The sequence below is a fragment of the Agrobacterium sp. 22-214-1 genome, assembly GCF_053522465.1.
The window spans coordinates 1,195,412-1,220,434 of the sequence record NZ_JBNWCK010000001.1; the positions used below are offsets into that span (position 1 = coordinate 1,195,412).

Annotated in this window: 26 protein-coding genes; 8 read left to right on the forward strand and 18 right to left on the reverse strand. The window is 60.7% G+C overall.

What is annotated here, in order from left to right:
* Positions 1-116: 116 nt before the first annotated feature.
* Entirely contained in the window at positions 117-1,217 is a 1,101-nt protein-coding gene (locus tag ACQZ5G_RS06065) for a hypothetical protein (RefSeq protein WP_448737412.1), read from the forward strand.
* On the opposite strand, the gene ACQZ5G_RS06070 is transcribed toward ACQZ5G_RS06065, so the two are convergent.
* Together ACQZ5G_RS06070 and ACQZ5G_RS06075 are read right to left on the reverse strand one after the other, a co-directional pair.
* On the reverse strand, positions 1,177-1,638 hold the full coding sequence (locus ACQZ5G_RS06070; protein ID WP_448737411.1) for a DUF1284 domain-containing protein: 462 nt from the start codon (positions 1,636-1,638) through the stop codon (positions 1,177-1,179). The two genes, ACQZ5G_RS06065 and ACQZ5G_RS06070, sit on opposite strands and share 41 nt — an antisense overlap.
* Before the next feature lie 45 nt (positions 1,639-1,683).
* Entirely contained in the window at positions 1,684-2,364 is a 681-nt protein-coding gene (locus ACQZ5G_RS06075) for a GntR family transcriptional regulator (protein WP_065654301.1), read from the reverse strand.
* Positions 2,365-2,589: 225 nt separating this feature from the next.
* Between ACQZ5G_RS06075 and ACQZ5G_RS06080 the strand changes: the two genes are divergently transcribed.
* Positions 2,590-3,279, forward strand: coding sequence for an HAD family hydrolase (locus ACQZ5G_RS06080; RefSeq protein WP_448737410.1), 690 nt, complete (start codon positions 2,590-2,592; stop codon positions 3,277-3,279).
* 196 nt (positions 3,280-3,475) lie between these two features.
* On the opposite strand, the gene ACQZ5G_RS06085 is transcribed toward ACQZ5G_RS06080, so the two are convergent.
* Positions 3,476-4,015 (reverse strand): hypothetical protein, encoded by a 540-nt coding sequence (locus ACQZ5G_RS06085; protein ID WP_035236805.1) that lies wholly within the window; start codon positions 4,013-4,015, stop codon positions 3,476-3,478.
* Between the two features lie 264 nt (positions 4,016-4,279).
* On the opposite strand from ACQZ5G_RS06085, the gene thrC reads away from it, so the two are divergent.
* The 4 genes from thrC (at position 4,280) to ACQZ5G_RS06105 (ending at position 10,602) form a co-directional block, all read left to right on the forward strand.
* On the forward strand, positions 4,280-5,677 hold the full coding sequence (thrC, locus tag ACQZ5G_RS06090) for a threonine synthase (protein WP_003520498.1): 1,398 nt from the start codon (positions 4,280-4,282) through the stop codon (positions 5,675-5,677).
* A 21-nt stretch (positions 5,678-5,698) separates the two neighbouring features.
* Positions 5,699-6,997, forward strand: coding sequence for a M16 family metallopeptidase (locus tag ACQZ5G_RS06095; RefSeq protein WP_003520499.1), 1,299 nt, complete (start codon positions 5,699-5,701; stop codon positions 6,995-6,997).
* A gap of 93 nt (positions 6,998-7,090) precedes the next feature.
* Entirely contained in the window at positions 7,091-7,690 is a 600-nt protein-coding gene (locus ACQZ5G_RS06100; protein ID WP_003509108.1) for a GNAT family N-acetyltransferase, read from the forward strand.
* On the forward strand, positions 7,687-10,602 hold the full coding sequence (locus ACQZ5G_RS06105; RefSeq protein WP_448737409.1) for an EAL domain-containing protein: 2,916 nt from the start codon (positions 7,687-7,689) through the stop codon (positions 10,600-10,602). Before ACQZ5G_RS06100 ends, ACQZ5G_RS06105 begins: the two co-directional genes overlap by 4 nt.
* A 198-nt stretch (positions 10,603-10,800) precedes the next feature.
* Here the strand turns inward: ACQZ5G_RS06105 and ACQZ5G_RS06110 are convergent, their stop codons facing one another.
* The 3 genes from ACQZ5G_RS06110 to ACQZ5G_RS06120 form a co-directional block, all read right to left on the reverse strand.
* The gene (locus ACQZ5G_RS06110) at positions 10,801-11,895 is read right to left on the reverse strand and encodes a zinc-binding metallopeptidase family protein (protein ID WP_448737408.1); all 1,095 of its coding nucleotides are present in this window, start codon (positions 11,893-11,895) and stop codon (positions 10,801-10,803) included.
* A gap of 169 nt (positions 11,896-12,064) precedes the next feature.
* Complete coding sequence (locus ACQZ5G_RS06115; protein WP_003521119.1) at positions 12,065-12,256, reverse strand: CsbD family protein; 192 nt, start codon at positions 12,254-12,256, stop codon at positions 12,065-12,067.
* Positions 12,257-12,361: 105 nt separating this feature from the next.
* The gene (locus ACQZ5G_RS06120; protein ID WP_003521117.1) at positions 12,362-12,967 is read right to left on the reverse strand and encodes a YqgE/AlgH family protein; all 606 of its coding nucleotides are present in this window, start codon (positions 12,965-12,967) and stop codon (positions 12,362-12,364) included.
* A gap of 161 nt (positions 12,968-13,128) precedes the next feature.
* Between ACQZ5G_RS06120 and ACQZ5G_RS06125 the strand changes: the two genes are divergently transcribed.
* Both ACQZ5G_RS06125 and ACQZ5G_RS06130 read left to right on the forward strand, forming a co-directional pair.
* Positions 13,129-13,977, forward strand: a complete 849-nt coding sequence (locus tag ACQZ5G_RS06125) for a protein-disulfide reductase DsbD domain-containing protein (protein WP_448737407.1) — start codon at positions 13,129-13,131, stop codon at positions 13,975-13,977.
* A gap of 199 nt (positions 13,978-14,176) precedes the next feature.
* Complete coding sequence (locus tag ACQZ5G_RS06130) at positions 14,177-14,662, forward strand: peroxiredoxin (protein ID WP_003521115.1); 486 nt, start codon at positions 14,177-14,179, stop codon at positions 14,660-14,662.
* 148 nt (positions 14,663-14,810) lie between these two features.
* Here ACQZ5G_RS06130 and ACQZ5G_RS06135 read toward each other — a convergent pair whose 3' ends face one another.
* The 12 genes from ACQZ5G_RS06135 to coxB form a co-directional block, all read right to left on the reverse strand.
* On the reverse strand, positions 14,811-15,119 hold the full coding sequence (locus ACQZ5G_RS06135; protein WP_003521114.1) for a Dabb family protein: 309 nt from the start codon (positions 15,117-15,119) through the stop codon (positions 14,811-14,813).
* A gap of 135 nt (positions 15,120-15,254) precedes the next feature.
* Entirely contained in the window at positions 15,255-15,695 is a 441-nt protein-coding gene (rnhA, locus tag ACQZ5G_RS06140; RefSeq protein ID WP_065654308.1) for a ribonuclease HI, read from the reverse strand.
* On the reverse strand, positions 15,692-16,660 hold the full coding sequence (locus ACQZ5G_RS06145; protein WP_448737406.1) for a homoserine kinase: 969 nt from the start codon (positions 16,658-16,660) through the stop codon (positions 15,692-15,694). The genes rnhA and ACQZ5G_RS06145 overlap by 4 nt, the downstream gene beginning before the upstream one ends.
* A 92-nt stretch (positions 16,661-16,752) precedes the next feature.
* Complete coding sequence (ispH, locus tag ACQZ5G_RS06150; protein WP_003521111.1) at positions 16,753-17,799, reverse strand: 4-hydroxy-3-methylbut-2-enyl diphosphate reductase; 1,047 nt, start codon at positions 17,797-17,799, stop codon at positions 16,753-16,755.
* A 77-nt stretch (positions 17,800-17,876) separates the two neighbouring features.
* Complete coding sequence (locus tag ACQZ5G_RS06155) at positions 17,877-18,611, reverse strand: SURF1 family protein (RefSeq protein ID WP_448737603.1); 735 nt, start codon at positions 18,609-18,611, stop codon at positions 17,877-17,879.
* Positions 18,612-18,621: 10 nt separating this feature from the next.
* Entirely contained in the window at positions 18,622-19,008 is a 387-nt protein-coding gene (locus tag ACQZ5G_RS06160) for a DUF983 domain-containing protein (RefSeq protein WP_003521108.1), read from the reverse strand.
* A 247-nt stretch (positions 19,009-19,255) separates the two neighbouring features.
* Entirely contained in the window at positions 19,256-20,131 is an 876-nt protein-coding gene (locus ACQZ5G_RS06165; protein WP_003521107.1) for a cytochrome c oxidase subunit 3, read from the reverse strand.
* A gap of 61 nt (positions 20,132-20,192) precedes the next feature.
* Positions 20,193-20,810, reverse strand: coding sequence for a cytochrome c oxidase assembly protein (locus tag ACQZ5G_RS06170; protein ID WP_003521106.1), 618 nt, complete (start codon positions 20,808-20,810; stop codon positions 20,193-20,195).
* A 29-nt stretch (positions 20,811-20,839) separates the two neighbouring features.
* Positions 20,840-20,971 (reverse strand): hypothetical protein, encoded by a 132-nt coding sequence (locus ACQZ5G_RS06175; RefSeq protein ID WP_003521105.1) that lies wholly within the window; start codon positions 20,969-20,971, stop codon positions 20,840-20,842.
* The gene (cyoE, locus tag ACQZ5G_RS06180; RefSeq protein WP_003521104.1) at positions 20,971-21,924 is read right to left on the reverse strand and encodes a heme o synthase; all 954 of its coding nucleotides are present in this window, start codon (positions 21,922-21,924) and stop codon (positions 20,971-20,973) included. Before cyoE ends, ACQZ5G_RS06175 begins: the two co-directional genes overlap by 1 nt.
* Positions 21,925-22,310: 386 nt before the next feature.
* Positions 22,311-24,011, reverse strand: coding sequence for a cytochrome c oxidase subunit I (ctaD, locus tag ACQZ5G_RS06185; protein WP_003521103.1), 1,701 nt, complete (start codon positions 24,009-24,011; stop codon positions 22,311-22,313).
* Positions 24,012-24,027: 16 nt separating this feature from the next.
* The gene (coxB, locus tag ACQZ5G_RS06190; protein ID WP_003521102.1) at positions 24,028-24,891 is read right to left on the reverse strand and encodes a cytochrome c oxidase subunit II; all 864 of its coding nucleotides are present in this window, start codon (positions 24,889-24,891) and stop codon (positions 24,028-24,030) included.
* Positions 24,892-25,023 lie beyond the last annotated feature (132 nt).

Genomic DNA, 25,023 nt, shown 5'->3' on the forward strand with positions numbered 1-25,023 from the left:
TTGCGGCGGCCGGCGGGGGAACCCGAAGTCGGGCAAAAACGTTGTGCACAACGGGTTCTGCTGTCCCCGCATATCGGCGCGGCGGGAAGAGCCATTATGGCAGGGGGTAATCCGCAATGGGGTCCGTGATGAAAATGGCTTCTCTTTCCATGAATGTCGTTTGCGCCGCGCTTTTCGCAACGGCGCTGCCGGCGCCGTCGCAGGCGCAGCAACCGGCCCCGCAATATAACGTCGTCACCGACGCGGTTTTGTTCGATGGCGGCCCCTCGCTCGGCAACAGCGACAGGGTGCGGTGGGATTTCTACAAGGCAGACCGCTCCGGCGGGCGGACCGACGACAATGCCGGCGGCTCCTATGACGCCACCTTCGAGGCGAAACTGCCGGCGGGCAAATATGTCGGGGTGGCGGCGCTGGGCAATGTGACCCGCGAAGTGTCGTTCGAGGTGAAGGACGGAAGCGTCGCGAGGCCGAAGGTGAATTTTGATGCTGCGGAATTGACCGTCGTGCCGAAACGCAGCGCCGGCGGCGATGTGGAAACGCAGGCGAAGACGGAAATCACCAAGGACGATTTCAAGGACAGCGTCTATGGCCAGAATACCGTCTTCGTGCCGGCCGGAGACGTCGTCCTCACCGGCAGAATCGGCCCGGCGCGGGCTGAGGAGAAGCTTGCCATCAAGGCGGGCGAGAAGATCAGCCACGAGCTGGTCATTCCAAGCGGCGTGGTGATCGCCAAGGCCGTTTATGCGGAAGGCGGCAGGGCGGTGGAAACGGACGATATCCGCTTCGAAGCGATGTCGGCCAAGGAAACGCTGGATGGCACGCGTGAGACCATCAACGGCATTTACGGCACCGGCAAGATCATGGAAATGCCCGCTGGTGACTTCGTCATGCGTGCGCGTCTGGGCAAGGTGACGGTGGAACAACCATTCACCGTGACTGCCGGAAAACGAACCGAAATCACCCTCGATCTCGATGCGGGCGTTCTCGCCATCAAGGCGCCCGGTGCAGAACGGATCGATATCGTTGAAACCACCAGGGATCTTCAGGGCACGCAGAAGGAGATTTCCGGCCGTTACGGCGCGCAGCATCAGGAAACCCTGCATCCCGGCGAATATTCGGTGAAGGTGAGCTACGACAAGAAATCCGGCCGCGAGCCGAAGGAGATCAAGGCGACGGTCAAGGCCGCCGAGAGAACCGAGACGAATGTGCCGGAGTAGGCCTCGGCCGCCGCCCGGCCGGAGGCTCCGGACGTTCTCCGATTTTCACGCCTGCGAAGCCTGACGCCGCGATACGGTCGCACAGCCTTATCCACTGACAGCCTCGACAGGCCGGCCTGATCTCGCCTGCGGCGAAAGCCAGACGCATCTTCGCGAGAAAGTCGGGCGTCGCCTGCAGCTTCTTGCCGGCGGTCAGTGTCTCGCCCAAAAGCGCTGACACCGAAAGGCGGGCCGTCTCATCCCGCTGCACCACGCCTTCGTTAAAACAGTGGGCATGGCTTTCACACAACAGGCCCTCGCAGATATCGTCCGGACCATCCACCAGCTCTATATCCTCCTCGCCGGCATTCAGGCGGGCGGCGACACGGTCGTAATTTTCGACGAAACCGGACGTATATCCCTTGCCCACGTAAGTAAGCATACAGAGAAGATGGTGGGGCCGCAGGCGGACGGTCACGGGCCCGCCCTATCCAACGATGGCGAAGGCGTCGCGCACCGAGCCGGACGAGGTGCGGATCGCCTTGCGGCCGATCCATTGCACATGCCCGTCGAGGATACGCACCGCCTCTTCGGCGCGGCCGCCGCGCAGCGCATCGATGATCGCGCGGTGATCGGTATCGGTACGGCGCTCCCAGCCGGCACGCCAGGCGGAAAACAGGAAGCGGGCGCTCGCCGCATGCAACCCGTCGATCGCCTCCATCAGGCGCGGCATGTTGCAGGGCGCGGTGATGAGACGATGGAAGCGGCGGTTGGCCTCCTCCCAATGCTGCACATCGACGGCGCTGTCGCCTTCGAGCGTTGCCGCCTCCGCCTGGTCGAGAATGGCGGGCGTCATGTTGGGAATGGCGTGGCGCAGCGCCAGAACCTCAAGGGCGGCGCGCATTTCCGCCACCTCGCGCACATCATCAAGGCCGAAATCCGCCACCCGGACACCCCGGCGCGGAATGCTGGCGGCAAGCCCCTGCGCTTCCAGCCGGCGGAATGCCTCGCGCACCGGCACATGCGACGCGCCGAATTCGGCGGCGATGTGGTCCTGCCGCAACCTTTCGCCCGGCGACAGCTCACCGCGAACGATGCGGTCGGCGAGCGTGCGGCTGATGCGCGCGGCAATGGTGTCTTCGGGCGTGTTTTTCACTGTCTTGGGCATAACAACATCCCATAACGCATATGGCGCGACCGTGTGTAGCGGTTTTTGCGCGAAAGAGGAACGCCAAACCAAATATTCGAGGCGGCACAGTCGCTTACACAGGCCGACCGAGCTATGAGCCCGATGGGACCGACCTTTGCGGGTGAGCCGGTTGAGCTTGGCGCGGACATGGTCTAAAAGCCCGGCATCATTTTCTTCCAGCCAAATCCGATACAGGGAGCGCCCATGAGCGGCTTCGACCTCATTATTTTCGACTGTGACGGCGTTCTGGTCGATTCCGAAATCATCGCGGCGCAGGTGGAATCCCGCCTCTTGACCGAAGCCGGATATCCGATCTCCGTCGAGGAAATGGGCGAGCGCTTCGCCGGCATGACCTGGAAGAACATTCTTCTGCAGGTGGAAAGCGAAGCCAGCATTCCGCTCTCCGCTTCCCTGCTCGATAAATCGGAAAAGCTGCTCGACATGCGGCTGGAACGCGACGTGAAGATCATCGAGGGCGTAAAATTCGCCCTGTCGCGCCTGACCACGCCGCGTTGCATCTGCTCGAACTCGTCGAGCCACCGCCTCGATATGATGCTGACGAAGGTGGGCCTGAAGCCCTATTTCGCGCCGCATATCTATTCTGCCAAGGACCTCGGCGCCGACCGCGTGAAGCCGAAGCCCGACATCTTCCTGCATGGCGCGGCGCAACTCGGCGTTTCCCCCGACCGCGTGGTCGTGGTCGAGGATTCCGTGCACGGCATCCATGGCGCAAGAGCCGCCGGCATGCGCGTCATCGGCTTCACCGGCGCATCCCACACCTATCCGAGCCACGCCGACCGGCTGACGGATGCGGGCGCCGAAACGGTGATCTCACGCATGCAAGACCTGCCGGCCGTGATTGCGGCGATGGCGGAGTGGGAAGGCGCTTTTTAATCTGTGGCTTTGTCACAAACGCCGCTTCGTCATGCTCGGGCCTGTCCCGAGCATCTGCAACGTTTTGATTTTACGATACGTGTTTGGATCCTCGGGGCAAGCCCGAGGATGACGTCGCGTGTGAGGAATGGTTTGTCCGCGATCTGACCGGAGCCCGCAAAAGCAGCCCCCGGTTTTTTACATTTCGCCCGTCAAATCACCGGCGCTTGGTCTTTGCCTTTGCGCCCTGCTCCGCGAAGCCGATGAAGACGCTGACCGACTTCGGTGCGCCGCCCGGTCCGTTGGGGATGGCGACGTGGTCGTTGTTGAAGATAAACTGCGTGCCGGCCCCGCCTGCGGGAACATCGACGGCGAAGGCGGTGGTTTCGCCGTAGATCTCGCCGTCGCCGTCCTTCACCGTCACGCGGATCGGCACGGTCACGCGTCCGGGCTTGGCCATCGGGCCGGGAACGAGGCGGCCCTGGGCCAGCACGTTCACGGTGAGCGTCGATTCATTGGCGGTGCACGAACGCGTCGTATCGGACAGCGAGACCTGATAGGCGAGTTTCTGCGGATCGTCCTTGGCGCCACCGGCATAGACGCGATGAACGGCGTTGGCATCGAGAACCGTCACGGCCGGGCAATTGGCCTGAACCACGGCAGCCGTCGGTGCGGCCTGCGCCGCCGGCGGGTTGACGGCAAGCGAGTCCGACGGGTTGGAGGAATTGCATCCTGCAACAACGACGAGAAGCGACATCGCGGCGGACAAACGCAAGAAATTCCCTGACACTCTTCTAAATCCTCTCCCTTGTCCCGGAACAGAACCGGAGACGCTGTTTATTGACCTTTCACCCAGGTTGGCGATGGTCTATAGCAGCGACGCCGGAAAAAATCGATTGGCATGTTCGGTTTTGCTTGAATTTTCAGAAAAGCCCTTCATTAGCTCGCCAATCGCCTCATTCCGGTGAGACGCTGCGGACAAAGACGCCGATCGCATCGGTAACGGATAAGGGACTATCTCGTGGAATATGTATCGACCAGGGGTGCGGCCCCTTCGCTTGGTTTTTGCGACGCGCTTCTGGCGGGCCTTGGCCGTGACGGCGGGCTTTATGTTCCGCGCAAATGGCCTTCCATGTCGAAGAAGGAAATCCGCAACCTGCGCGGCAAGTCCTATCAGGATGTCGCCTTCGAGGTTCTCTACCGTTTCACCGGCGGCGAGATTCCCGCAGACAAGTTCAAGGCGATGATCGACGACGCCTATGCGACCTTCCGCCATCCTGCCGTCGTGCCGCTGACGCAGACCGGACCTAACACCTTCGTTCTCGAGCTTTTCCACGGCACCACGCTCGCCTTCAAGGATGTGGCGATGCAGCTTCTCGCCCGCCTGATGGACTATACGCTTTCCGAACGCGGCGAGCGTGCCACCATTGTCGGCGCCACCTCGGGCGATACCGGCGGTGCGGCCATCGACGCCTTTGCCGGCCGCGAGCGCACCGATATCTTCATCCTTTTCCCGAACGGCAAGGTCTCTCCGGTGCAGCAGCGCCAGATGACGACCTCGACCGCTTCCAACGTGCATGCGCTGGCGATCAACGGCAATTTCGATGATTGCCAGACGCTGGTGAAGGAGATGTTCAACGACGTGAAGTTCCGCGACGGCGTGAAGCTTTCCGGCGTCAACTCCATCAACTGGGCGCGCATCATGGCGCAGGTGGTCTATTATTTCACCGCGTCTCTCTCGCTCGGCGGCCCAGACCGGAAGATTTCCTTCACCGTTCCGACCGGCAATTTCGGCGATATCTTCGCCGGTTACGTCGCCAAGAAGATGGGCCTGCCGATCGACAAGCTCGTCATCGCCACCAATGACAACGACATTCTGGCGCGCACGCTGAAGACCGGGCGTTACGAGATGCGCGGCGTCAAGCCGACCACCTCGCCCTCCATGGACATCCAGATTTCATCCAACTTCGAGCGCCTGCTGTTCGAAGCCTATGGCCGTGATTCCGCTGCGGTAAAGGCATCGATGGACGGCCTCAAGCAATCCGGATCCTTTGAAATTCCGCCGCATGCGCTGAAATTCATCAAGAAGGATTTCCGCGCCGGCCGCGCCACCGAAAAGCAGGTGGCGGCAACGATCCGCGACACGCTTGAGAAAACCGGCTACCTGATCGACCCGCATACGGCGACCGGCGTTTTCGTGGCGGAAAAGCACGAAAAGGCGTCAAGCCCGATGGTGGTTCTGTCGACCGCTCACCCGGCTAAATTCCCGGCCGCTGTAAAATCCGCTTGCGCAATCGAGCCTGCGCTTCCAGTATGGTTAGCTGACATTATGAACCGGGAGGAGCGTTTCGACATTCTGGATGCGGAGCTCAAAGCCGTGGAAACCTTCATCGGCAAGCACGCACGCGCCGGCAAATAGAGACGCGGAAAGACGTTGAGTATGAGAGTAAATGTGACCCGGCTTTCGTCCGGGTTGACCGTTGTGACGGAAAAAATGCCGCATCTCGAAAGCGTCGCTCTTGGGGTGTGGATCAAATCCGGTTCCCGCAACGAGACGACTGCCGAACACGGCATCGCCCATCTTCTCGAACATATGGCTTTCAAGGGCACGGCGCGCCGCACCGCCCGGCAGATCGCCGAAGAAATCGAAAATGTCGGCGGCGAAGTCAACGCCGCGACATCGACGGAAACGACCTCCTACTACGCCCGCGTCCTGAAAGACCACGTCCCCCTCGCCGTCGATATCCTTGCCGACATCCTGACGGAATCGCTGTTCGACGAAGACGAGCTGGAGCGGGAGAAAAACGTCATCCTGCAGGAAATCGGCGCTGCGACCGATACGCCCGACGACGTGATCTTCGACAATTTCTCCGGTGTCGCCTATCGCGACCAGACCATCGGCCGCCCGATCCTCGGCACGCCGGACACCGTTCAATCCTTCACCACCGGCCAGATCAGGCATTATCTCGCCCGCAACTACACGACGGACCGCATCTTCGTCGTGGCGGCAGGCGCTGTCGATCACGAGAGCTTCGTGAAGCAGGTGGAAGAACGTTTCGCCTCGCTGCCGCAGCTGCCCATCGCCACGCCGGTGCTCGAAAAGGCTATCTATACCGGCGGGGAAATCCGCGAGACCCGCGACCTGATGGATGCGCAGGTGCTCCTTGGCTTCGAGGGCAAGGCCTATCACGCCCGCGATTTCTATTGTTCGCAGATTCTCGCCAATATACTGGGCGGCGGCATGTCCTCCCGCCTGTTCCAGGAAGTGCGCGAATATCGCGGCCTGTGCTATTCGGTCTATGCATTCCACTGGGGCTTTTCCGATACCGGCATCTTCGGTGTGCATGCGGCCACCGGCGGCAACGATCTGCCGGAACTGGTGCCCGTCATTCTGGAGGAACTTCGCAAGTCCTCGCAGACCATCCATCAGGAAGAAATCGACCGCGCCCGGGCGCAGATCCGCGCGCAATTGCTGATGGGCCAGGAAAGCCCGGCCGCCCGCGCCGGCCAGATGGCCAGGCAGATGATGCTTTACGGCCGACCCATCCCCAATGAGGAGATGATGGAGCGGCTTGGCGACATCACCCGCGCGCGCCTGACCGATCTTGCGGGACGGCTGTTTTTCGATACAGTTCCGACATTGTCCGCAATTGGCCCGCTCGAACATCTGCCGCCTCTTTCCGACATCACTGCGGCGCTTTCCGCGCAGCAGCCCGCAAGGATAAAGGCGAACGGATAAACCGATATGAGAGCGGGATTTAAAGGCGAAGACCGCTCATCTTTTTCGCCATCCCGCTCGCGGATGGCGATGTCTGCCGCACAGGGATCGTGAATGCTGCGTTTTCTTTCCCGACATAGCGACACGCCAGAACTGCGCAGCGCTAATCACCTTCTCAGACTGCCGCGCTACGGCGATTTCAAGCAATGGCATGTGCTGCGCTCCGAAAGCCGGCAGTTTCTTCAGCCCTGGGAGCCGACCTGGCGGCCGGATGAGCTGACGGAAGGCGCCTTCCGCATGCGCGTGGTGCGCAACGGCCAGGAATTTTCCTCCGGCACCGCCGTTTCCTTCCTGCTATTCGAGAAAGAGACGCTGCTGGTCGGCGGCATCACCATCGGTTACATCCGCCGGGGTGCGGCGCAAAGCTGCATGATCGGATACTGGATCGGCGAGCGGCACGCCGCCCAAGGCCATATGTCTGCCGCATTAAAATTGGTAATACCATACATCTTTAACGGACTTCAGTTGCACCGTATCGAGGCAGCCTGTATTCCGGAAAACTTCAAAAGCATCCGGCTTCTCGAAAATGCCGGGTTCCAGCGGGAAGGCCTCCTGCGGGAATATCTGAAAATCAATGGCCAATGGCGGGATCATATGATGTTTTCCCTTCTTGCCGACAAGCAAAGCTCCGGCGGAACGAAGTACGATACATGACCTACAATCACACTGCGCCGTGCCTTGCGAAACGTCTGGCGGCAATCGCGCTGGCTGCGCCGTTTTTCCTGCTTTTCCTGCTTTTCTCTTCCTATTCCTACGCCTTCGAGCCGGTGAAGATTTCCCGTGACGACACGGCGCTCGACCTGACGGCCACCACCGATATCTATGCCAACCAGGGCGAAGCCTTTCAGGTCTCGACCGCGCCCGGCCCCGACGGCATTCGCCGCCGTATCGAGGTGCGCGCCAGTTCCACCGACCATCAGGGCGACTGGGCGGTTTTCGCACTTGCCAACGTCTCCGAAGAGCAGCTGGAGCGCGTGATCGTCGCGCCGCATTTCCGCCTCGTCAATTCCAAGCTGTTCTGGCCCGATCTCGGCTCGCAGCGCATCATGGCGATCACGCCGAGCGAAGGTTTCGCACTCGACCGGCAGCCGAGCCCGGATGCAGATGTGTTCCGCATCACCCTCAATCCCGGCTCCGTCATCACCTTCGTCGCCGAGCTTTCCACACCGCAGCTGCCGCAGCTTTATCTGTGGGAGCCCGAGGCCTACAAGGACACGATCAACGCGTTTACACTCTATCGCGGCATCGTGCTTGGCATTGCCGGCCTGCTCGCCGTGCTGCTCACCATCCTGTTCGTGGTCAAGGGCACTTCCGTCCTGCCGGCCTCGGCCGCACTCGCATGGGCGGTGCTCGCCTATATATGCGTGGATTTCGGCTTCCTCGAAAAGCTCATCACCGTCACCTCAAGCGATCAGCGAATATGGAGGGCGGGCGCGGAAGTGGCGCTCGCCTCCAGCTTCGTGGTCTTCCTGTTCACCTATCTCAATCTCAACCGATGGCATGCGCATCTGGGTTATGCCACCTTTGCCTGGGTGGTGGGTCTGGCGCTGCTGTTCGGCGTTGCCATTTACGATCCCTCGGTCGCCTCCGGCATTGCGCGCGTGTCCTTCGCGCTCACCGCAACGGCCGGCATCGCACTTATCGTCTATCTCGGTTTCAACCGTTACGACCGGGCGATTTTGCTCGTGCCTTCCTGGGCGCTTATCCTCGTCTGGCTGTTCGGCAGCTGGCTGACAGTGACCGGGCAACTGGACAATGACATCGTACAGCCCGCACTCGGCGGCGGGCTGGTGCTGATCGTGCTGCTGATCGGCTTTACCGTCATCCAGCACGCCTTTGCCGGCAGCGCCTACCAGCAGGGTCTGTTCTCCGATCTCGAACGCCAGTCGCTGGCCTTGACAGGCAGCGGCGATACCGTCTGGGACTGGGATGTGACGCGTGACCGCATCGTCACCACGCCTGACATTTCCAACCGGCTTGGGCTCGAACCCGGCACCATGCATGGCGCTGCGCGCAACTGGCTGCCGCGCCTGCACCCTGACGATCGCGACCGGTTCAAGGCGACGCTCGACGTGCTGCTTGACCATCGCAAAGGCCGCCTCAACCACGAATTCCGCATTCGCGCCGAAGACGGTCATTTCCACTGGCTGCAAATCCGCGCCCGCCCGGTTCTCGGCTCCAACGGCGAAATCATCCGCTGCGTCGGCACCATCACCGATATTACCGAGCAGAAGAATTCCGTCGAGCGGCTGCTTCAGGATGCGATGAACGACAATCTGACCGGGCTTCCGAACCGGCAGGTGTTCCTCGACCGCCTGCAATCGATCCTCAACCTGTCTTCCGACAGCGACGGCGTGCGCCCGACCGTGATGGCCATCGATATCGATCGCTACAAGCTGGTCAACGATACGCTCGGCATTGCTGCCGGTGACAATATCCTCATTGCGCTGACCCGTCGTCTGCGCCGTCTGTTGAAACCGCAGGATACGCTGGCGCGTCTTGGCGGCGATGAGTTCGGCCTGATCCTGACCTCGGAGCGCGATCCGCAGCGTGTGGCCGATTTCGCCGATGCGGTGAACAAGGCGATCATGGTGCCGATCAATTTCGCCAATCGCGAAATCATCCTCACCGCCTCCATCGGCCTCGTTTCGTGGATCGACCAGCAGGAAAGTGCGGCCGGACTCTTGAGCGATGCGGAACTCGCCATGTATCGCGCCAAGCGCGCCGGCGGCAACCGCGTCGAGCCCTTCCGCCCCGCCTTCCGCACCTCGGGCACCGACCGGCTGCAGATGGAAAGCGACCTTCGCCGCGCCATCGAACGCAAGGAGCTGTCGCTGGCCTATCAGCCAATCGTCAAGCTCGACGATGGCGAACTGGCCGGTTTCGAGGCGCTGATGCGCTGGGAACATCCCAAGCGCGGCAATATACCACCGAGCGAGTTCATTCCGATTGCGGAGGCCTCCGGCCTGATCGAGCCGCTCGGCATGTTCGCGCTGGAACGCGCGGCGACCGATCTGATGGACTGGCAGCACGCTATCGAGAAGATGCCGATCTTCATTTCCGTCAATATTTCCAGTGCGCAGCTGCTGAACAATGAATTGTACAATGATGTGCGCGGCATGCTGACCCGCACCCGTTGCAATCCGCAGCAGCTGAAGCTGGAACTGACGGAATCCGTCGTCATGGAGAACCCGGAGCAGGCGCGGCTGGTGCTTTCCAAGCTCAAGGAAACGGGCTTAAGCCTCGCCATGGACGATTTCGGTACCGGCTATTCGTCGCTCGCCTATCTCACCCGCTTCCCTTTCGACACCATCAAGCTCGACAAGGCGCTGGTGGCCAATACCAGCGACAAACGCAACGTGCTCCTGCGCTCCGTCATCGCCATGGCGCGGGCGCTCGACATGCAGGTGGTGGCGGAGGGCATCGAAACGCCCGAGGATGCGGCCGAACTGGCGCGCATGAACTGCCATTTCGGCCAAAGCTTCCTGTTCGGCACCCCGGTTTCGGGCGATGCGGCGCTGAAGCTTCTGCGGGAGCGGTTCCAGCCGACGAAGCGGGCTTCGTAAGCGGAGTATTGGGTACATGGCAGCGAGGGGGCGCAGTCTCCTCCTCAAATTCCTCGTCATCCTCGGGCTTGTCGCGAGGATCCAATCACGCATGCTAAAACTACCGACGGCAGATCCTCGGGACAAGCCCGAGGATAACGACGGAGAGGGCTAATGCTCCCCGGAACGTCTCGGATTTTCAATCTGCACGCCGAATATTTACTGAACCATCATCACCGGCTGCGCATCCGCCGCCACCCTCCCATGCAGGAGGTCGTGAATGAATTCCATCTTCACCACCACCGGCGGCGTCAGCACGAAGGGATAGAGGTCCGCCTCCCCCATGCTGCGCTGGATCGAGTTGATCGCGACGCTGAGCGGAATCCAGGCCTTGACCAGTTGTTCGGCGCTGCGGGCGTTGTAGGGATCGAAAGTCACCTCCGCCGCCATTTCTTCGTGCCCATCGGGATCGATGGCCACGCCGAAGGCGCGCGCCGTCTCCAGCGTATCGACGATGTGCAGATAATGGGCGAAACACTCGGCGAAATCCTCCCAGGGGTGGACGGACGCATAGGAGCTGATGAAGCTTTCCTGCCAGTCGGCACGCGGCCCCTGTTCGTAATTGCGTTGCAGAGCGGCGCCATAATCCTCGCTGTCGTCGCCGAAGACGGCGCGGCAGGCCTCCAGGCGGTTCTCATCCCGCACCAGCTTGTTCCAGATGAAGTGCCCCACCTCGTGGCGGAAATGGCCGAGCATGGTGCGGTACGGCTCGTTCATATTGGCGCGGACCTGCTCGCGGGTGACATCGTCGGCCTCCGCGGCGCGGATGGCGATCAGGCCCTCATCGTGACCGGTCATGGCGGGAATGACGGAACCGTCAGGCGCCACCTCGTCCACCAGAAAATCGAAGACCAGCCCACCGGCCGGATCGGCATCGCGATTGGGATGCGGCAGGCCGAGCCGCAGGATCGAATAGAATAGATGCCGCTGCGCCTGGCTGATGCGACGCCATTGTGCGATGCCCTGCTCGGTCGCGATATCCGGCACCAGACGGTTGTGGCTGCAGGCCGGGCAAAAGGCGCTGTCGCTTTGCGCCGGCACTGACCAGTTGCAGATATCGTTCACTTCATTGGCACAAAACCGCACCTGTTTTTGCGGGTCCGCGACGATCTGCCAGTTCGGCTCACCCGCGGGCGCCAGCGCCTCCATTGAAAGCCGCTCCGGCACGAAGGCCAGACGATGACCGCAGGAAACGCAGAAACGATTGTCGAAATGGACCGGCTGGCCGCAGGATGCGCAGGAAAAAAGCTTCATCGATGAAACCCTTGCGATGGATCGGGTGGGTGGAGGCAAATCTAGGATATCAACATGAACGGCGTAACAAGCCGGACATTCCGGCCCTCAGACGACAAGAGCGCATGTGCTGTTACACATGCGCTCCCAGGCGCCGCATCGTCAGAAAGGCGCAATCCGTCGGGCGATATTACATGCGGTCGACGGCGCCCTTAACGGCGTCTTTCGCCTTGCCAACGCTGGTCTGTACCTTGCCCTTGGCTTCCTGGGCGGCACCCTTGGCGCGCAATTCATTATTGCCCGTCGCTTCGCCGACGTTCTTCTTCACCTTGCCAGCAACTTCATTGGCTTTACCGGCGATCTTGTCAGATGTGCTACCCATAATACTACTCCCTTGTTGAGCCGTACTGTCTGTCCGGCTTTCCGGGTGAGTAACGTCAGGGGTCGGGATTTGGTTCCAGCCAAAACCGGCGGAACATTCAGGGGCTCAGGCGTGCCCGGCATCCGTGGAAAGCATGCGCGCATCGACGCCCATGAGCGCCAGCGCCCGCTCGTATTTATTGTCCAGCCCACGGTCGAAGATCAGCTCTTCCGCAGCGGGGCAATTCAGCCAGCCATTATTGGCGATCTCGTTTTCCAGCTGGCCCGGACCCCAGCCGGCATAACCGAGCATCATGGTGGCCCTTTGCGGACCGCGGCCGTTGGAAATGGCGCGGACGATATCGAGCGTTGCTGTCAATGAAATATCATCGCTGACCGGAATGCTGGATTCGCTTAAATAGTCATCCGAATGCAGCACGAAACCCCGGCCGGATTCCACCGGGCCGCCGCACTGGATCGGAAATTCGCGGGTGCGGTTGGGCAGCATGATGGCGTCGTTGCTATCCACCAGTTTCAGGTGCAGCAGAATATCCGTAAAGGTAATCTGCTGCGGCCGGTTGATGATGAAGCCCATGGCGCCGGCATCCGAATGGGCGCAGATATAGATCACCGAACGGGCAAAATTGCCGTCGTCCAGCCCCGGCATCGCGATGAGGAACTGACCATCGAGAAAGCCACGTTCGCGTTTGTCCATCAGGGTTGAAAAGCTCACCGGCGCCTCCAGCAGACCGCATTCCGTCGTTTAACGGAAAACGGCGTTCGCACTTCGACAAAGGACAGGATGCGGCATAGCGCCCGATCAATCAACCGAAAATGATGAACCGCACGAATTCGTAACTGGTCCGCCGGGCGATGTTGGGTTAGACGGAAAGCATGAGCGCCAGAATATTCTTTCGATTTTCACATTTCCGTTTTGCAGCGGCATTTGCTGCCCTACTTGGCGGTGCTGAAGCCGCCCAGGCCGAGATTACCGACTGGGCGAGAAGCGAAGGCGGCCAGATGCGCGTGGCAAGCCTTGCCATGGATGCCGACGGCGTGGTGCGCGGCGTGCTGCAGATCGAACCGAAGGACGGCTGGATCACCTATTGGCGCGAACCGGGCGAAGCGGGCATACCGCCGCAGATCACGCCCGATCCGGCAAGTGGTGCGGCGCTCACCACCATGGCCTATCCGGTTCCGAAGCTGATCGAAAATGGCGACATCACCGATATCGGCTACGACCACGCCGTCAGCCTTCCGTTTCAGCTGAAAGCCACGGACCCGGCGGCAAGCGGGAAAATCGATCTCACCGCCTTTATCGGCGTGTGCCAGAATATCTGCATTCCCTTCGAGGCGAAGTTTTCAATCGAGCGCGGCAATGCGGGCGATGACGACCGCGAGGAACGGCGATTGCTGGAGGAGGCGCGCGAAACGCTGCCCGAGGCGGCATCCGACGATTTCAAGGTGATCGATTTCCACATCACGCCCGACAAGACCATGCTCGGCGTGCAATTGCAGCTTCCGGAAAACGCGCCGAAGGAGACCGAAATCTTCATCGCCGGTCCCTCGGGCTTTGCCTATTACGAGCCGCAGAACCTGGTGCGCGACAAGCGCAAGCTTTCCTTCTACATGAACATCAAGGGCCTGCCGAAAACCTATCAGGTGCAGGGCAACAGCTGGCCCATCCTGGTCAAATCCGGCGACCGCGCCATGGAAACGACGCTGAATTTCCCGAAGCCCTGAGCAGCGTTTCAGCGCTGGAAATTAGCTCGAAAACCGCATGACAGATTTCATTTCCGTGCTCCGGATCCTGTCAGGTTCATTCTGAATCTGACGGGATGCGGACCCCTCGTTTTCGTTTGTCTTCCCGGGAAAACCGGGTTCCACTTTTCCCTGCCAAACTCTATAGTCGCGCGAACCGAACGGCTACAGGAGCACGGACATGACCATCAAGATCGGCGAAAAACTGCCTTCCGCAACTTTCAAGGAAAAGACGGCCGACGGCCCGGTGGAAACCACCACGGACGCGCTTTTCGGCGGCAAGAAGGTGGTTCTCTTCGCCGTTCCCGGCGCTTTCACCCCCACCTGCTCACTGAACCATCTGCCGGGTTATCTCGAAAACCGCGACACCATTCTTTCCAAGGGCGTTGACGATATCGCCGTCGTCGCCGTCAACGATTGGCACGTGATGGGCGCATGGGCGCAGTCCTCCGGCGGTCAGGGCAAAATCCACTTCCTCGCCGACTGGGACGCGGCTTTCACCAAGGCGCTCGGCCTCGATGCCGATCTTTCCGCCGGCGGCCTCGGCGTGCGCTCCAAGCGTTATTCAATGCTGGTGGAAGATGGTGTGGTGAAGTCGCTCAACGTGGAAGAAAACCCCGGCCAGGCGACGGTCTCTGCCGCTGCGGCGATGATCGAGCAGCTTTGACGTTAAGAAGAAGGGCTTTTTGGCCCTAGATAAGACGTCATCCTCGGCCCTGTGCCGAGGATCTAATCACGTCCAATTCAATCGAGACGTTGCAGATGCTCGGGACAGGCCCGAGCATGACGCAAGAGAGCGGCGAGGAGCCGCTCTCTCAAACATTCATATCGAACACCAGAAGCCCGGCGAGACCGCCATCGGTGAGCGACACGAGACGTTCCCCCACTTCCATGTGCTTGGGATGGGCGAGATAGTCGTCGCGGGCCTCGGGGCTTTCCAGCGTCACGATGAAACCGTCGACAAAACCGCCATTCAGCCCTTCGGGTGAGACATTCTGGCCGTATTTCACATCGATGATGCCGGGTATCACATCCTTCAGGGCGGCAATCGCCTCGAATATTGCGTGTTTTTCAGAAGAGGCCGTTGCAGCCTTGAAGCGTAGAAATACACAATGCAGGATCATCCGGATTTCTCTCCTCCGTTGAGCGCTACCGGAGCGCCCCTTGACGACAAGATAGGTCGGGTTTCGGTTTTCACAACCCCCGATAACGGGGCCGCCAGCGCGGATTTGCCCGGCCCGAAATAGAGCAGGCTTCCATTACCGCCGTTTGAAGGGCTCCATGCCCTTTCGCGCCAACTCGTCGGCGCGTTCGTTTTCCGGGTGGCCGGCATGGCCCTTGACCCAGTGCAGGGTAACCTTATGGCGTTGCTGCGCCGCTTCCAGCGCCTGCCATAGTTCAACATTCTTGACCGGCTTGTTATCGGCGGTTTTCCAGCCCTTCTTTTTCCAGCCGAAAATCCACTTGGTGATGCCGTCCTTCACATAGGCGCTGTCGGTATAAAGATCGACCTCGCAGGGGCTTTTCAGCGCATTGAGCGCCGAGATCGCCGCCATTAATTCCATGCGGTTATTGGTGGTCTCGGCCTCGCCGCCCAAGAGTTCCTTCTCCACCTCACCGTAACGCAGCACGGCGCCCCAGCCGCCGGGACCGGGATTGCCGGAGCAGGCGCCATCGGTGAAAATATCGACATGTTTCATTCGCCCGCCAGCCCATATTCGGCAACAGTGGCGATGGAACGGTGGAACCGCAGCTTGCGCAGATATTCCAGCGGGTCCTTCTTGACCACCAGCGCGCCTTCCGGCGTCGTCAGCCAGTCATAAAGGCGGGTGAGGAAGAAACGCAGCGCCGAACCGCGCGCCAGAAGCGGCAGTGCCTCCAGCTCCGCTGCGCTCAATGGGCGCACCGACTGGTAACCTTCCAGCAGCGCCTTGCCCTTGGTGACGTTGTAAGCGCCATCCTTTTCGAAGCACCAGGCATTGAGGCAGATCGACACGTCATAAGCGAGCAGGTCGTTGCAGGCGAAATAAAAGTCGATCAGGCCGGACAGTTCATCGCCGAGGAAGAACACATTGTCCTGGAACAGATCCGCATGGATGACGCCGGCCGGCAGATTCTTCGGCCAATGGGCGGCGAGATAATCGATCTCGGGGCGAATCTCGTCTTTCAGGCCCTTCTCCACCTCGTCGGCGCGCGCTTCGGACTTGTCCCAAAGCACCTTCCAGCCTTCGACGGAAAGCGCGTTCGGCCGCTTGATCTCGAACCCCTCGCCCGCCAGATGCATGGCGGCCAGCGCCCTGCCGACTTCGCGGCAATGTTTCGCTTCCGGCTTTCTCAGCCACATGCCTTCGAGAAAGGAGATGAGCGCCGCCGGCCGGCCCGATAGCTCTCCCAGCAATTCGCCATCCTTGCGCGGCAGCGGCAGGGGGCAGGACAGACCCTTGGCGGCCAGATGCTGCATGAGGCCGAGGAAGAAGGGCAGATCGGATTTCTCCACGCGCTTTTCATAAAGCGTGAGAATCAGCGGGTCCTTGGTGGTATGCAGCAGGAAATTGGAGTTTTCGACGCCTTCGGCAATACCCTTATAGGAGGTGAGGCTGCCGACGTCATATTGCGTGAGGAAATTCCTCAGATCATCTTCGGTGATGTCCGTATAAACTGCCAATTTCAAATCTCTTGATAAAGGATGGAGTGGAAATCTCGGGTGGAGATGACGCATGTGGGACGGAAACCGCCCGCATTCAGCGCCATCCCGCTTCAGATGCCGGCGGCGGTTTTCGGCGGCAGCGCATCATTGGCATTGCCGTTCACGAAAGCCATGTCGTCCGTCGTCAGCTCGATGCTGCGCAACTCGCGATTGACGAGGAAATGTTCCGTTTCCTCGACTGTCACGGCGAGATCGAGCGTCGTATCGAAACGCGCCTTGAAGGCTTCGATGATCTCATCGACGATGACCTCCGGTGCGGATGCGCCGGCCGAAAGGCCGACGGTGCGGATATCGCCGATTTCATTCCAGTCGATTTCCGAGGCCCGCTGCACCAGCACGGAACGCTGTGCACCGGCCCGCAGGGCCACTTCCACAAGCCGCTTGGAGTTGGAGGAATTGGGCGCGCCGACGACGATGAAGAGGTCGCAGCCGGGGGCCGCCTGCTTCACCGCATCCTGACGGTTGGTGGTTGCGTAACAGATGCTGTCGGCGGCGGGCGCCTGAATGGCCGGGAAACGTTCCTGCAGCCTGGCGATGACGCCGGCCGTGTCATCGACCGAAAGTGTCGTCTGGGTGACGAAGCCGAGATTTTCGCGGTCCGCCGGTTCATAACGGCCGGCATCTTCCACCGTCTCGATGAGCGAGACCGTTCCTTCCGGAAGCTGGCCCATGGTGCCGATGACCTCGGGGTGGCCGGCATGGCCGATCAGCACCACATGGCGGCCGAGGCGCTGATGGCGCATGGCCTGCTTGTGAACCTTGGAGACCAGCGGGCAAGTGGCATCGAGATAAAAGAGATTACGCGCCTGCGCATCCTCCGGCACGGATTTCGGCACGCCGTGGGCCGAGAAAACCACCGGCTGCTCGCGGTGCTCCGCCGGAATTTCATGCAGTTCCTCGACGAAAACCGCGCCCTTGGCTTCCAGCCCTTCCACCACATAACGGTTATGCACGATTTCGTGGCGGACATAGACGGGTGCGCCATAGGCCTTCAGCGCCAGCACGACGATCTGGATCGCCCGGTCCACGCCCGCGCAAAAGCCGCGCGGTCCGCACAGCCTTATCGTCAAAGGGGGTTTGGAAACGGCGATGTTCATTCCAGCTCCTTGGCCTGCTCCTTGGGCCGTGCTTCATGGCCTTGCCCGACAAGCTGCCTTACCGGACGGGCTGCGCTTTATTCACCCTGCGCCTTACCGTTCCGGAAATAGGCAAAACCGGCGACGATGACAAGGGCCGCCGCCAACCCATACCACGTTATCGCATATTGCAGGTGATTGTTGGGCAAATCTATCAGCGTCACGCCACCCTGTGGCCAGCCGCCCGGGTTAGGCGCGTTGTCAGCATCTACGAAGAGGTGGACCAGCCGGTCGGGCGGGATATCGGCGCTGGAGGCCATGGCCGCCAGATCCTTCCAGTAGAAGATGTTCTTGGCGATATCGTTATCGGGCAGCAGCGAGGACGGTTTTGCAACCAGCGGCGCGCGCGAAAGCCCGGTGATCGTCACCTCGCCGGCAACCTGCCCGTCGGGCCGTTTGGCCGGTTCCTTCATCTCGAAGGGCACGAAGCCGCGATTGACGAAGAGAATGCGGCCATCGGCGAGCGTCAGCGGCGTATAGATGTAATAGCCGGTTTGCCCCTGATGGGTGGCGAAGAAATGCCGCTCGCGGGCATGATCGAAGGTGCCGGAAAGGCTGACGGTGCGGTATTCGATATCGCCGCCGCTTTTCGCGATCGCCTCTATGTCGGAGAGGGGCGCCGGGCTCGCGCTCCGCCGCTCCTCGATATCGGCAATCAGCGCCTCTTTCCAGTAGAGACGCTTCACCTGCCAGGTGCCGAGCCCGAGAAGAATGGCAAGCGCCAGCAGCACCAGCGGCGCGGCGAACCAGACCCGCCTTTCCGCCGCCTTCATGTGGGAAACGTCATTCACGATCAAGCCTGCCTTCGCTTGCATTGTTGCGGTATTGCAGCGCAATCATGATCCCTTTCAGCTTGCGCAGCAGCACGAGGGAGACAATCACCGTAAACGGCAACCACAGCATGACATGCACCCAGACCGGCGGCGCAAATCGCTGATCGAACCAGAGCGCCAGCCCGACGACCAGAAAACCGACGATCAGCATGACGAAAACCGCCGGGCCATCGCCCGCATCGGCAAAACCGTAATCCAGTCCGCAGGCGCTGCAGGCGGGTTTTATGGTCAGAAAGCCGTCGAACAGCCGTCCGTTGCCGCAGCGCGGGCAGCAGCCTTTGAGCCCGACCTTGATGGGATCGACCGGCGCGAAATTGCCGTTTGATGGTTCAGACATGACGACCTCCCGCTTCCGCCTGCAAACCGCCCTGTTGGAGAGGGTTCAGGCACGAGGGCAGCAACCGCTGCCCGTGAAGTGTCGACGGAGGCCCAATCTCCCTCCTCCGTCATCCCCGGACTTGACCCGAGGATTGCACACTACCGATCTGGATTCCCGGGTCGAGCCCGGGAATGGCGCCGGGCGTGCGGGAAGCTCGCCCTGGACATCAGGGCGGCGACTTGCCGCCCCTTCATTATCGGTGCAATCAGCCGTGCAGCGGCGCGCCCCAGCCACCCCAGATATAGATGGCGAAGAACAGGAACAGCCAGACGACGTCAACGAAGTGCCAGTACCAGGCAGCCGCTTCGAAACCGAAATGCTGCTTGGGCGTGAAACCGCCGCCAACGGCGCGGAACAGGCAGACCAGCAGGAAGACCGTGCCGACGAAGACGTGGAAACCGTGGAAACCGGTGGCCATGAAGAAGGTCGCGCCGTAGATCGAATTCTTGAAGTCGAACGGCGCGTGCATGTATTCGTAAACCTGCACGGTGGAGAACAGGACGCCGAGCGCGACGGTGAGCAACAGACCGGTGATCAGGCCCTTGCGGTCATTGTGCAGCAGGGCATGGTGCGCCCAGGTGACGCAGGTGCCCGACAAAAGCAGGATGACGGTGTTGTAGAGCGGCAGGTGCCAGGGATCGATCACCTCGATGCCCTTGGGCGGCCATTGGCCGCCGGTATATTCGAGGCGCGACGCCTGAATGGCCTCGTGCGGGAAGAGGCTGGCATCGAAATAGGCCCAGAACCACGCCACGAAGAACATCACCTCCGAGGCGATGAACATGATCATGCCGTAACGCAGGTGAAGCGAGACGACGCGGGTGTGGTTGCCCTCATGGGCTTCCTTGATCGTGTCGGACCACCATGCGTACATGGTGTAAAGCACGATGACGAGGCCGATATAGAACAGCCAGGGATTGGCCAGTTCCGCGCCGAACAGCTTGAAGGAGCCGCCCGACAGGTAACGCATGTAACAGACGCCACCGAAGGTCAGGATGAAGGCGCCGATCGAGGCCAGAAGCGGCCAGGGGCTTGGATCGATGATGTGGTAGTCGTGGTTCTTTTGATGCGTATCTGCCATTGCGACAATCCCCGAATGTCTCTTCCCTGATCCGGCCTTCGATAAAAGGCCAGATCTCCTCTCACAATTTGCTTTCGCCAGATGAAGTCTTTACCGGCAAGGACGCAACCGGTTTTTCGGTTTTGGCCGGATAAAACGTATAGGACAGCGTTAAAGTATGAATGCTCTTGGTCTCGCGCGCCGTGGCGATGTCAGGATCGACGAAGAACACCACCGGCATCTCCAGCGTTTCACCCGGCTGCAGCGTCGTTTCGGTGAAGCAGAAGCACTCCACCTTGTTGAAATAGGCGCCGGCTTCCATCGGTGTGACGTTGAAGACCGCCGTGCCCGTGGTCGCCACGGGTGAACGGTTCGTCGCCTTGAACGTCACCTGCACCGTTTCGCCGATTTTCGGCGTGACCTTTTTGTCGACCGGCTGGAAATCCCAGTTAAGGCCGTTCGACGTATTGGCGTCGAAGGTGACGTTGATGGTCTTGTCGAGGATGACGTCGGAATATTGCTCGACGCGCTGGGTGGTGCCGTTATAGCCCGTGACACGGCAGAACAGCGTATAAAGCGGTACGGCGGCATAGGCCATGCCGATCATGGCGCAGAAAAACACGAGACAAAGCACGAGGATGGAGCGATTGCTCACCCGCTGCCTGCCGGTCCCTGCCGTCTGCGCTTCCATATTCGCCATCTCCTCCTCCTCTCCCCTCGATCAGCGCGTCAGTGCGAGCCGATCTTGATGATGGTGATGATGTAGAACAGCACCACCAGGCCGGCGAGCAGGACGCCGAGCGCGATGTTGCGCCCACGTCTCGATTTTTTCTGCGCCGCGCTCAGTTCCACCGTTTCCATCACAGGACTCCCGACATGACGGCCTTCAGGGCCGGCGCGAAATGATCGGCCAGAAGGCCGGAGAAAATCGCAAAAAGGTAAAGCACCGAATAGGCGAACATCTTCTTGGCCGGCAGCATCTTCTCGTCGCCCTCAGGCATGCGTCGGACATCGAGCGAACAGTAAACGAAGATCGCGCTCAGCACGGCGGCGAAAATGCCGTAGCCGGCGCTCGCAAGGCCGGTGAAATAAGGTGCGACGGCCGCCGCCGCGGTCAGCACCGCATAAACGATCATCTGGTTCTTGGTCGAGCGTTCGCCGACCACGTTCGGCATCATCGGAATGCCGACGGCGCCGTAATCGCGCATCTTGAACAGCGCCAGCGCCCAGAAATGCGCCGGTGTCCACAGGAAGATGATGAGGAACAGGATGATGCTGTCCAGCGAAACGCCGCCGGTGACGCAGGCCCAGCCGAGCATGGGCGGGAAAGCGCCGGCCGCACCGCCGATGACGATGTTCTGCGGCGTCGAGCGCTTCAGCCACATCGTATAGATGACGGCGTAAAAGAAGATGGTGAAGGCGAGCAGGCCGGCCGAGAACCAGTTGACCGCAAGGCCGAGAATGACCACCGAAAAGGCCGACAGCGTCAGCCCGAAGGCCAGCGCCTCGCGCGGCGCGATGCGGCCGGACGGGATCGGCCGCCGGGCGGTGCGGCTCATCACGGCGTCGATATCGGCATCGTACCACATGTTGAGCGCACCGGATGCGCCGGCGCCGACGGCGATGCAGAGAATGGCGATGATGCCGAGCACCGGGTTGATTTCACCCGGCGCCAGCACGAGGCCCGCAAAGGCCGTGAAGACGACGAGCGACATGACGCGCGGCTTCAGCAATTCGAAATAATCGCGCGCGCCGGCTTCCGAAAGTTCGGAGCCCTTCACGCCCAGCATGTCGCGATTGTCGATAATGCTCATTTCCTGTCCTGTTTCCTTCGAACGCCGCGTGAAGCGACGTCCCCTGCACCGGCCCGAAAACGAATGTGATTTCCGGCATGCGCGATGCGTCAATTCATGGGTCCCGAACGTCCTGGCATGAGCGGCGCCGGGCAAAACCGATGCCATTTTCCGGCTTTTCGCCGCACCCTGCCGCCATTCGTCTGCGCTTGCATTTCATAAAGGCCAGATTTGGCATTTATCACGTCCGGGGCATGTATCACGTCGGACGGCAGGCATCGCTTGGACAAAATGTCACGCGGCAGGAGAGACTGCCCGTTCGGGAAACGGCACGGACCGAACCGTGCCGTCCCTCATTTTCAGCGCCGGGAATTCGCAGGCCCTGCCCGCGCCTTCCGGCCCGCGCATCAGCGAATGCGCGGCAGCTGTTCCCACTGGTGGTAGGGCGGCGGCGAAGACAGCTGCCATTCGAGCGTCGTCGCACCTTCGCCCCAGGGATTGTTGCCGGCGATCCGCTTCTTTGCGAAGGCTTCCCAGACGCAGAAGAGGAAGATCAGCACGCCAACGGCCGAGATGTAGGAACCGTAGGACGATACCATGTTCCAGCCGGCATAGGCATCGGGATAATCGATATAGCGGCGCGGCATGCCGGCAAGACCGAGGAAGTGCTGCGGGAAGAACACGAGGTTCACGCCCACGAACATGACCCAGAAATGCAGCTTGCCGAGGAATTCGCTGTACATGTAGCCGGTGATCTTCGGGAACCAGTAATACCAACCGGCAAAGATCGCGAAGACCGCGCCGAGCGACAGAACGTAGTGGAAGTGCGCCACCACGTAATAGGTGTCGTGCAGCGAACGGTCGAGACCGGCATTGGCGAGCTGGACGCCGGTGACGCCGCCGACCGTGAACAGGAAGATGAAGCCGATCGCCCAGACCATCGGGGTCGAGAAGGTCAGCGAACCGCCCCACATGGTCGCAATCCACGAGAAGATCTTGATACCCGTTGGCACCGCGATGACCATGGTGGCGAAGACGAAGTAGCGCTGCGCTTCGAGCGACAGGCCGACCGTGTACATGTGGTGGGCCCAGACGATGAAGCCGACGGCGCCGATGGCGACCATGGCATAGGCCATGCCGAGGTAACCGAAGACCGGCTTCTTGGAGAAGGTGGAGACGATGTGGCTGATGATGCCGAAGCCCGGCAGGATCAGGATGTAGACTTCCGGATGGCCGAAGAACCAGAACAGGTGCTGGTAAAGGATCGGGTCACCGCCGCCTTCCGGCGAGAAGAATGCCGTGCCGAAGTTACGGTCGGTCAGAAGCATGGTGATGCCGCCCGCCAGAACCGGCAGCGAAAGCAGCAGCAGGAACGCGGTGACGAGGACCGACCAGGCGAAGAGCGGCATCTTGTGCAGCGTCATACCCGGCGCGCGCATGTTGAGGATGGTGGTGATGAAGTTGATCGCACCGAGGATCGACGACGCGCCAGAAACGTGCAGCGCGAAGATCGCCAGATCCACCGCCGGTCCAGGCATGCCGCTGGTCGATAGAGGCGGATACATGGTCCAGCCGCCACCGACACCGTAGGCGCCCGCAGGGCCCTCGACGAAGAGCGAGAGAATGAGAAGGATGAAAGCCGGAACGATCAGCCAGAAGGAGATGTTGTTCAGGCGCGGGAAAGCCATGTCCGGAGCACCGATCATGATCGGGATCATCCAGTTGGCGAAGCCGCCGATCAGCGCCGGCATGACCATGAAGAAGATCATGATCAGCGCGTGCGCGGTGGTGAACACGTTGAACATGTGCTTGCCGCCGTCGATGGCGGCGTCACCCTCGAAGCCGTAGACCATGGACGCCAGACCGTGGAAGATCTGGATGCCCGGCTCCTGAAGCTCCATGCGCATGACGACGGAAAGCCCGCCGCCGACGATACCGGCGATGATCGCGAAGATCAGGTAGAGCGTGCCGATGTCCTTGTGGTTGGTCGACAGGAACCAGCGGGCGAAGAAGCCCGGCGTATGGGAATGATGTGCATCATGCGAGTGATCGTCATGTGCGGAATGACCATGCGAGTGATGATCGTCGTGTGCGGAAGGTCCAGCCATTGTCCTCACTCCAGAGTCAGTTGGTTTCGTTGGCGGCAACGTCGACGGTGCGCGGAGCGCCATCGACAGAGGCCATCAGCGCCCGGTTCGCGCCGCTCAGGTCAGAGGCGGCGGCGGTGAGCCAGGTGTTGTACTGCTGTTCGGAAACCACCCGAATGGCGATCGGCATGAAGGCATGGTCCTTGCCGCAAAGCTCGGAACACTGACCGTAATAAAGGCCCTCTTTTTCCGCCTTGAACCAGGTTTCGTTCAGGCGGCCGGGAACGGCGTCGATCTTGACGCCGAAAGCCGGCATGGCGAAGGAATGGATCACATCCGTCGGTGCGGCGGTGACGAGCAGGCGAACGGTCTTGCCGACCGGAACGACCATTTCATTGTCTACCGCCAGAAGACGCGGATAGCGGGCCCTGTCTTCCTTGCCCGCGGCGGCGCGATCCTGGTCCTTCAGCATGTAGCTGTCGAAGGAAACCGGCTCGGCGCCTTCGGCGGCCGTATATTCATAGCTCCACAGCCATTGCGTGGCGGTCGCCTTCAGCGTCACATCGGGGTTTTCCGGCTGCGTGAGCTGCGCGTTCAAGAGATTGAACGACGGGAAAGCAAGGAACAGGAGAATGAGAACCGGCGCCAGCGTCCAGACCACCTCGATCGCCGTGTTATGGCTGGTCTTGGAAGCCACCGGATTTTTCGCGGCGCGGAATTTCAGGGCGACGACGATGAGCAGCGCAAGAACGAAAAGCGTAACCGGAACAATGAACCAAAGCGTATATTGTTCGAACCAGCGTATTTCGTGCATGATCGGCGTGGCGGCCTCCTGCATGCCCATTTGCCAATGCACCGGCTGATCGGCGTGGGCGCCGACAGCCGTGAGCAGACAGGTCATCCCCGCCAGTGCTGCGTAAATCCTATTCGTCACGGTACCCTCTCCCTCACGCGTCTGATCTAGATCAATCACAGACGCAGAATCCATGCTTATGGTACTAACTTCAAACCACAGTTTGTCCTCTGCCGCAAT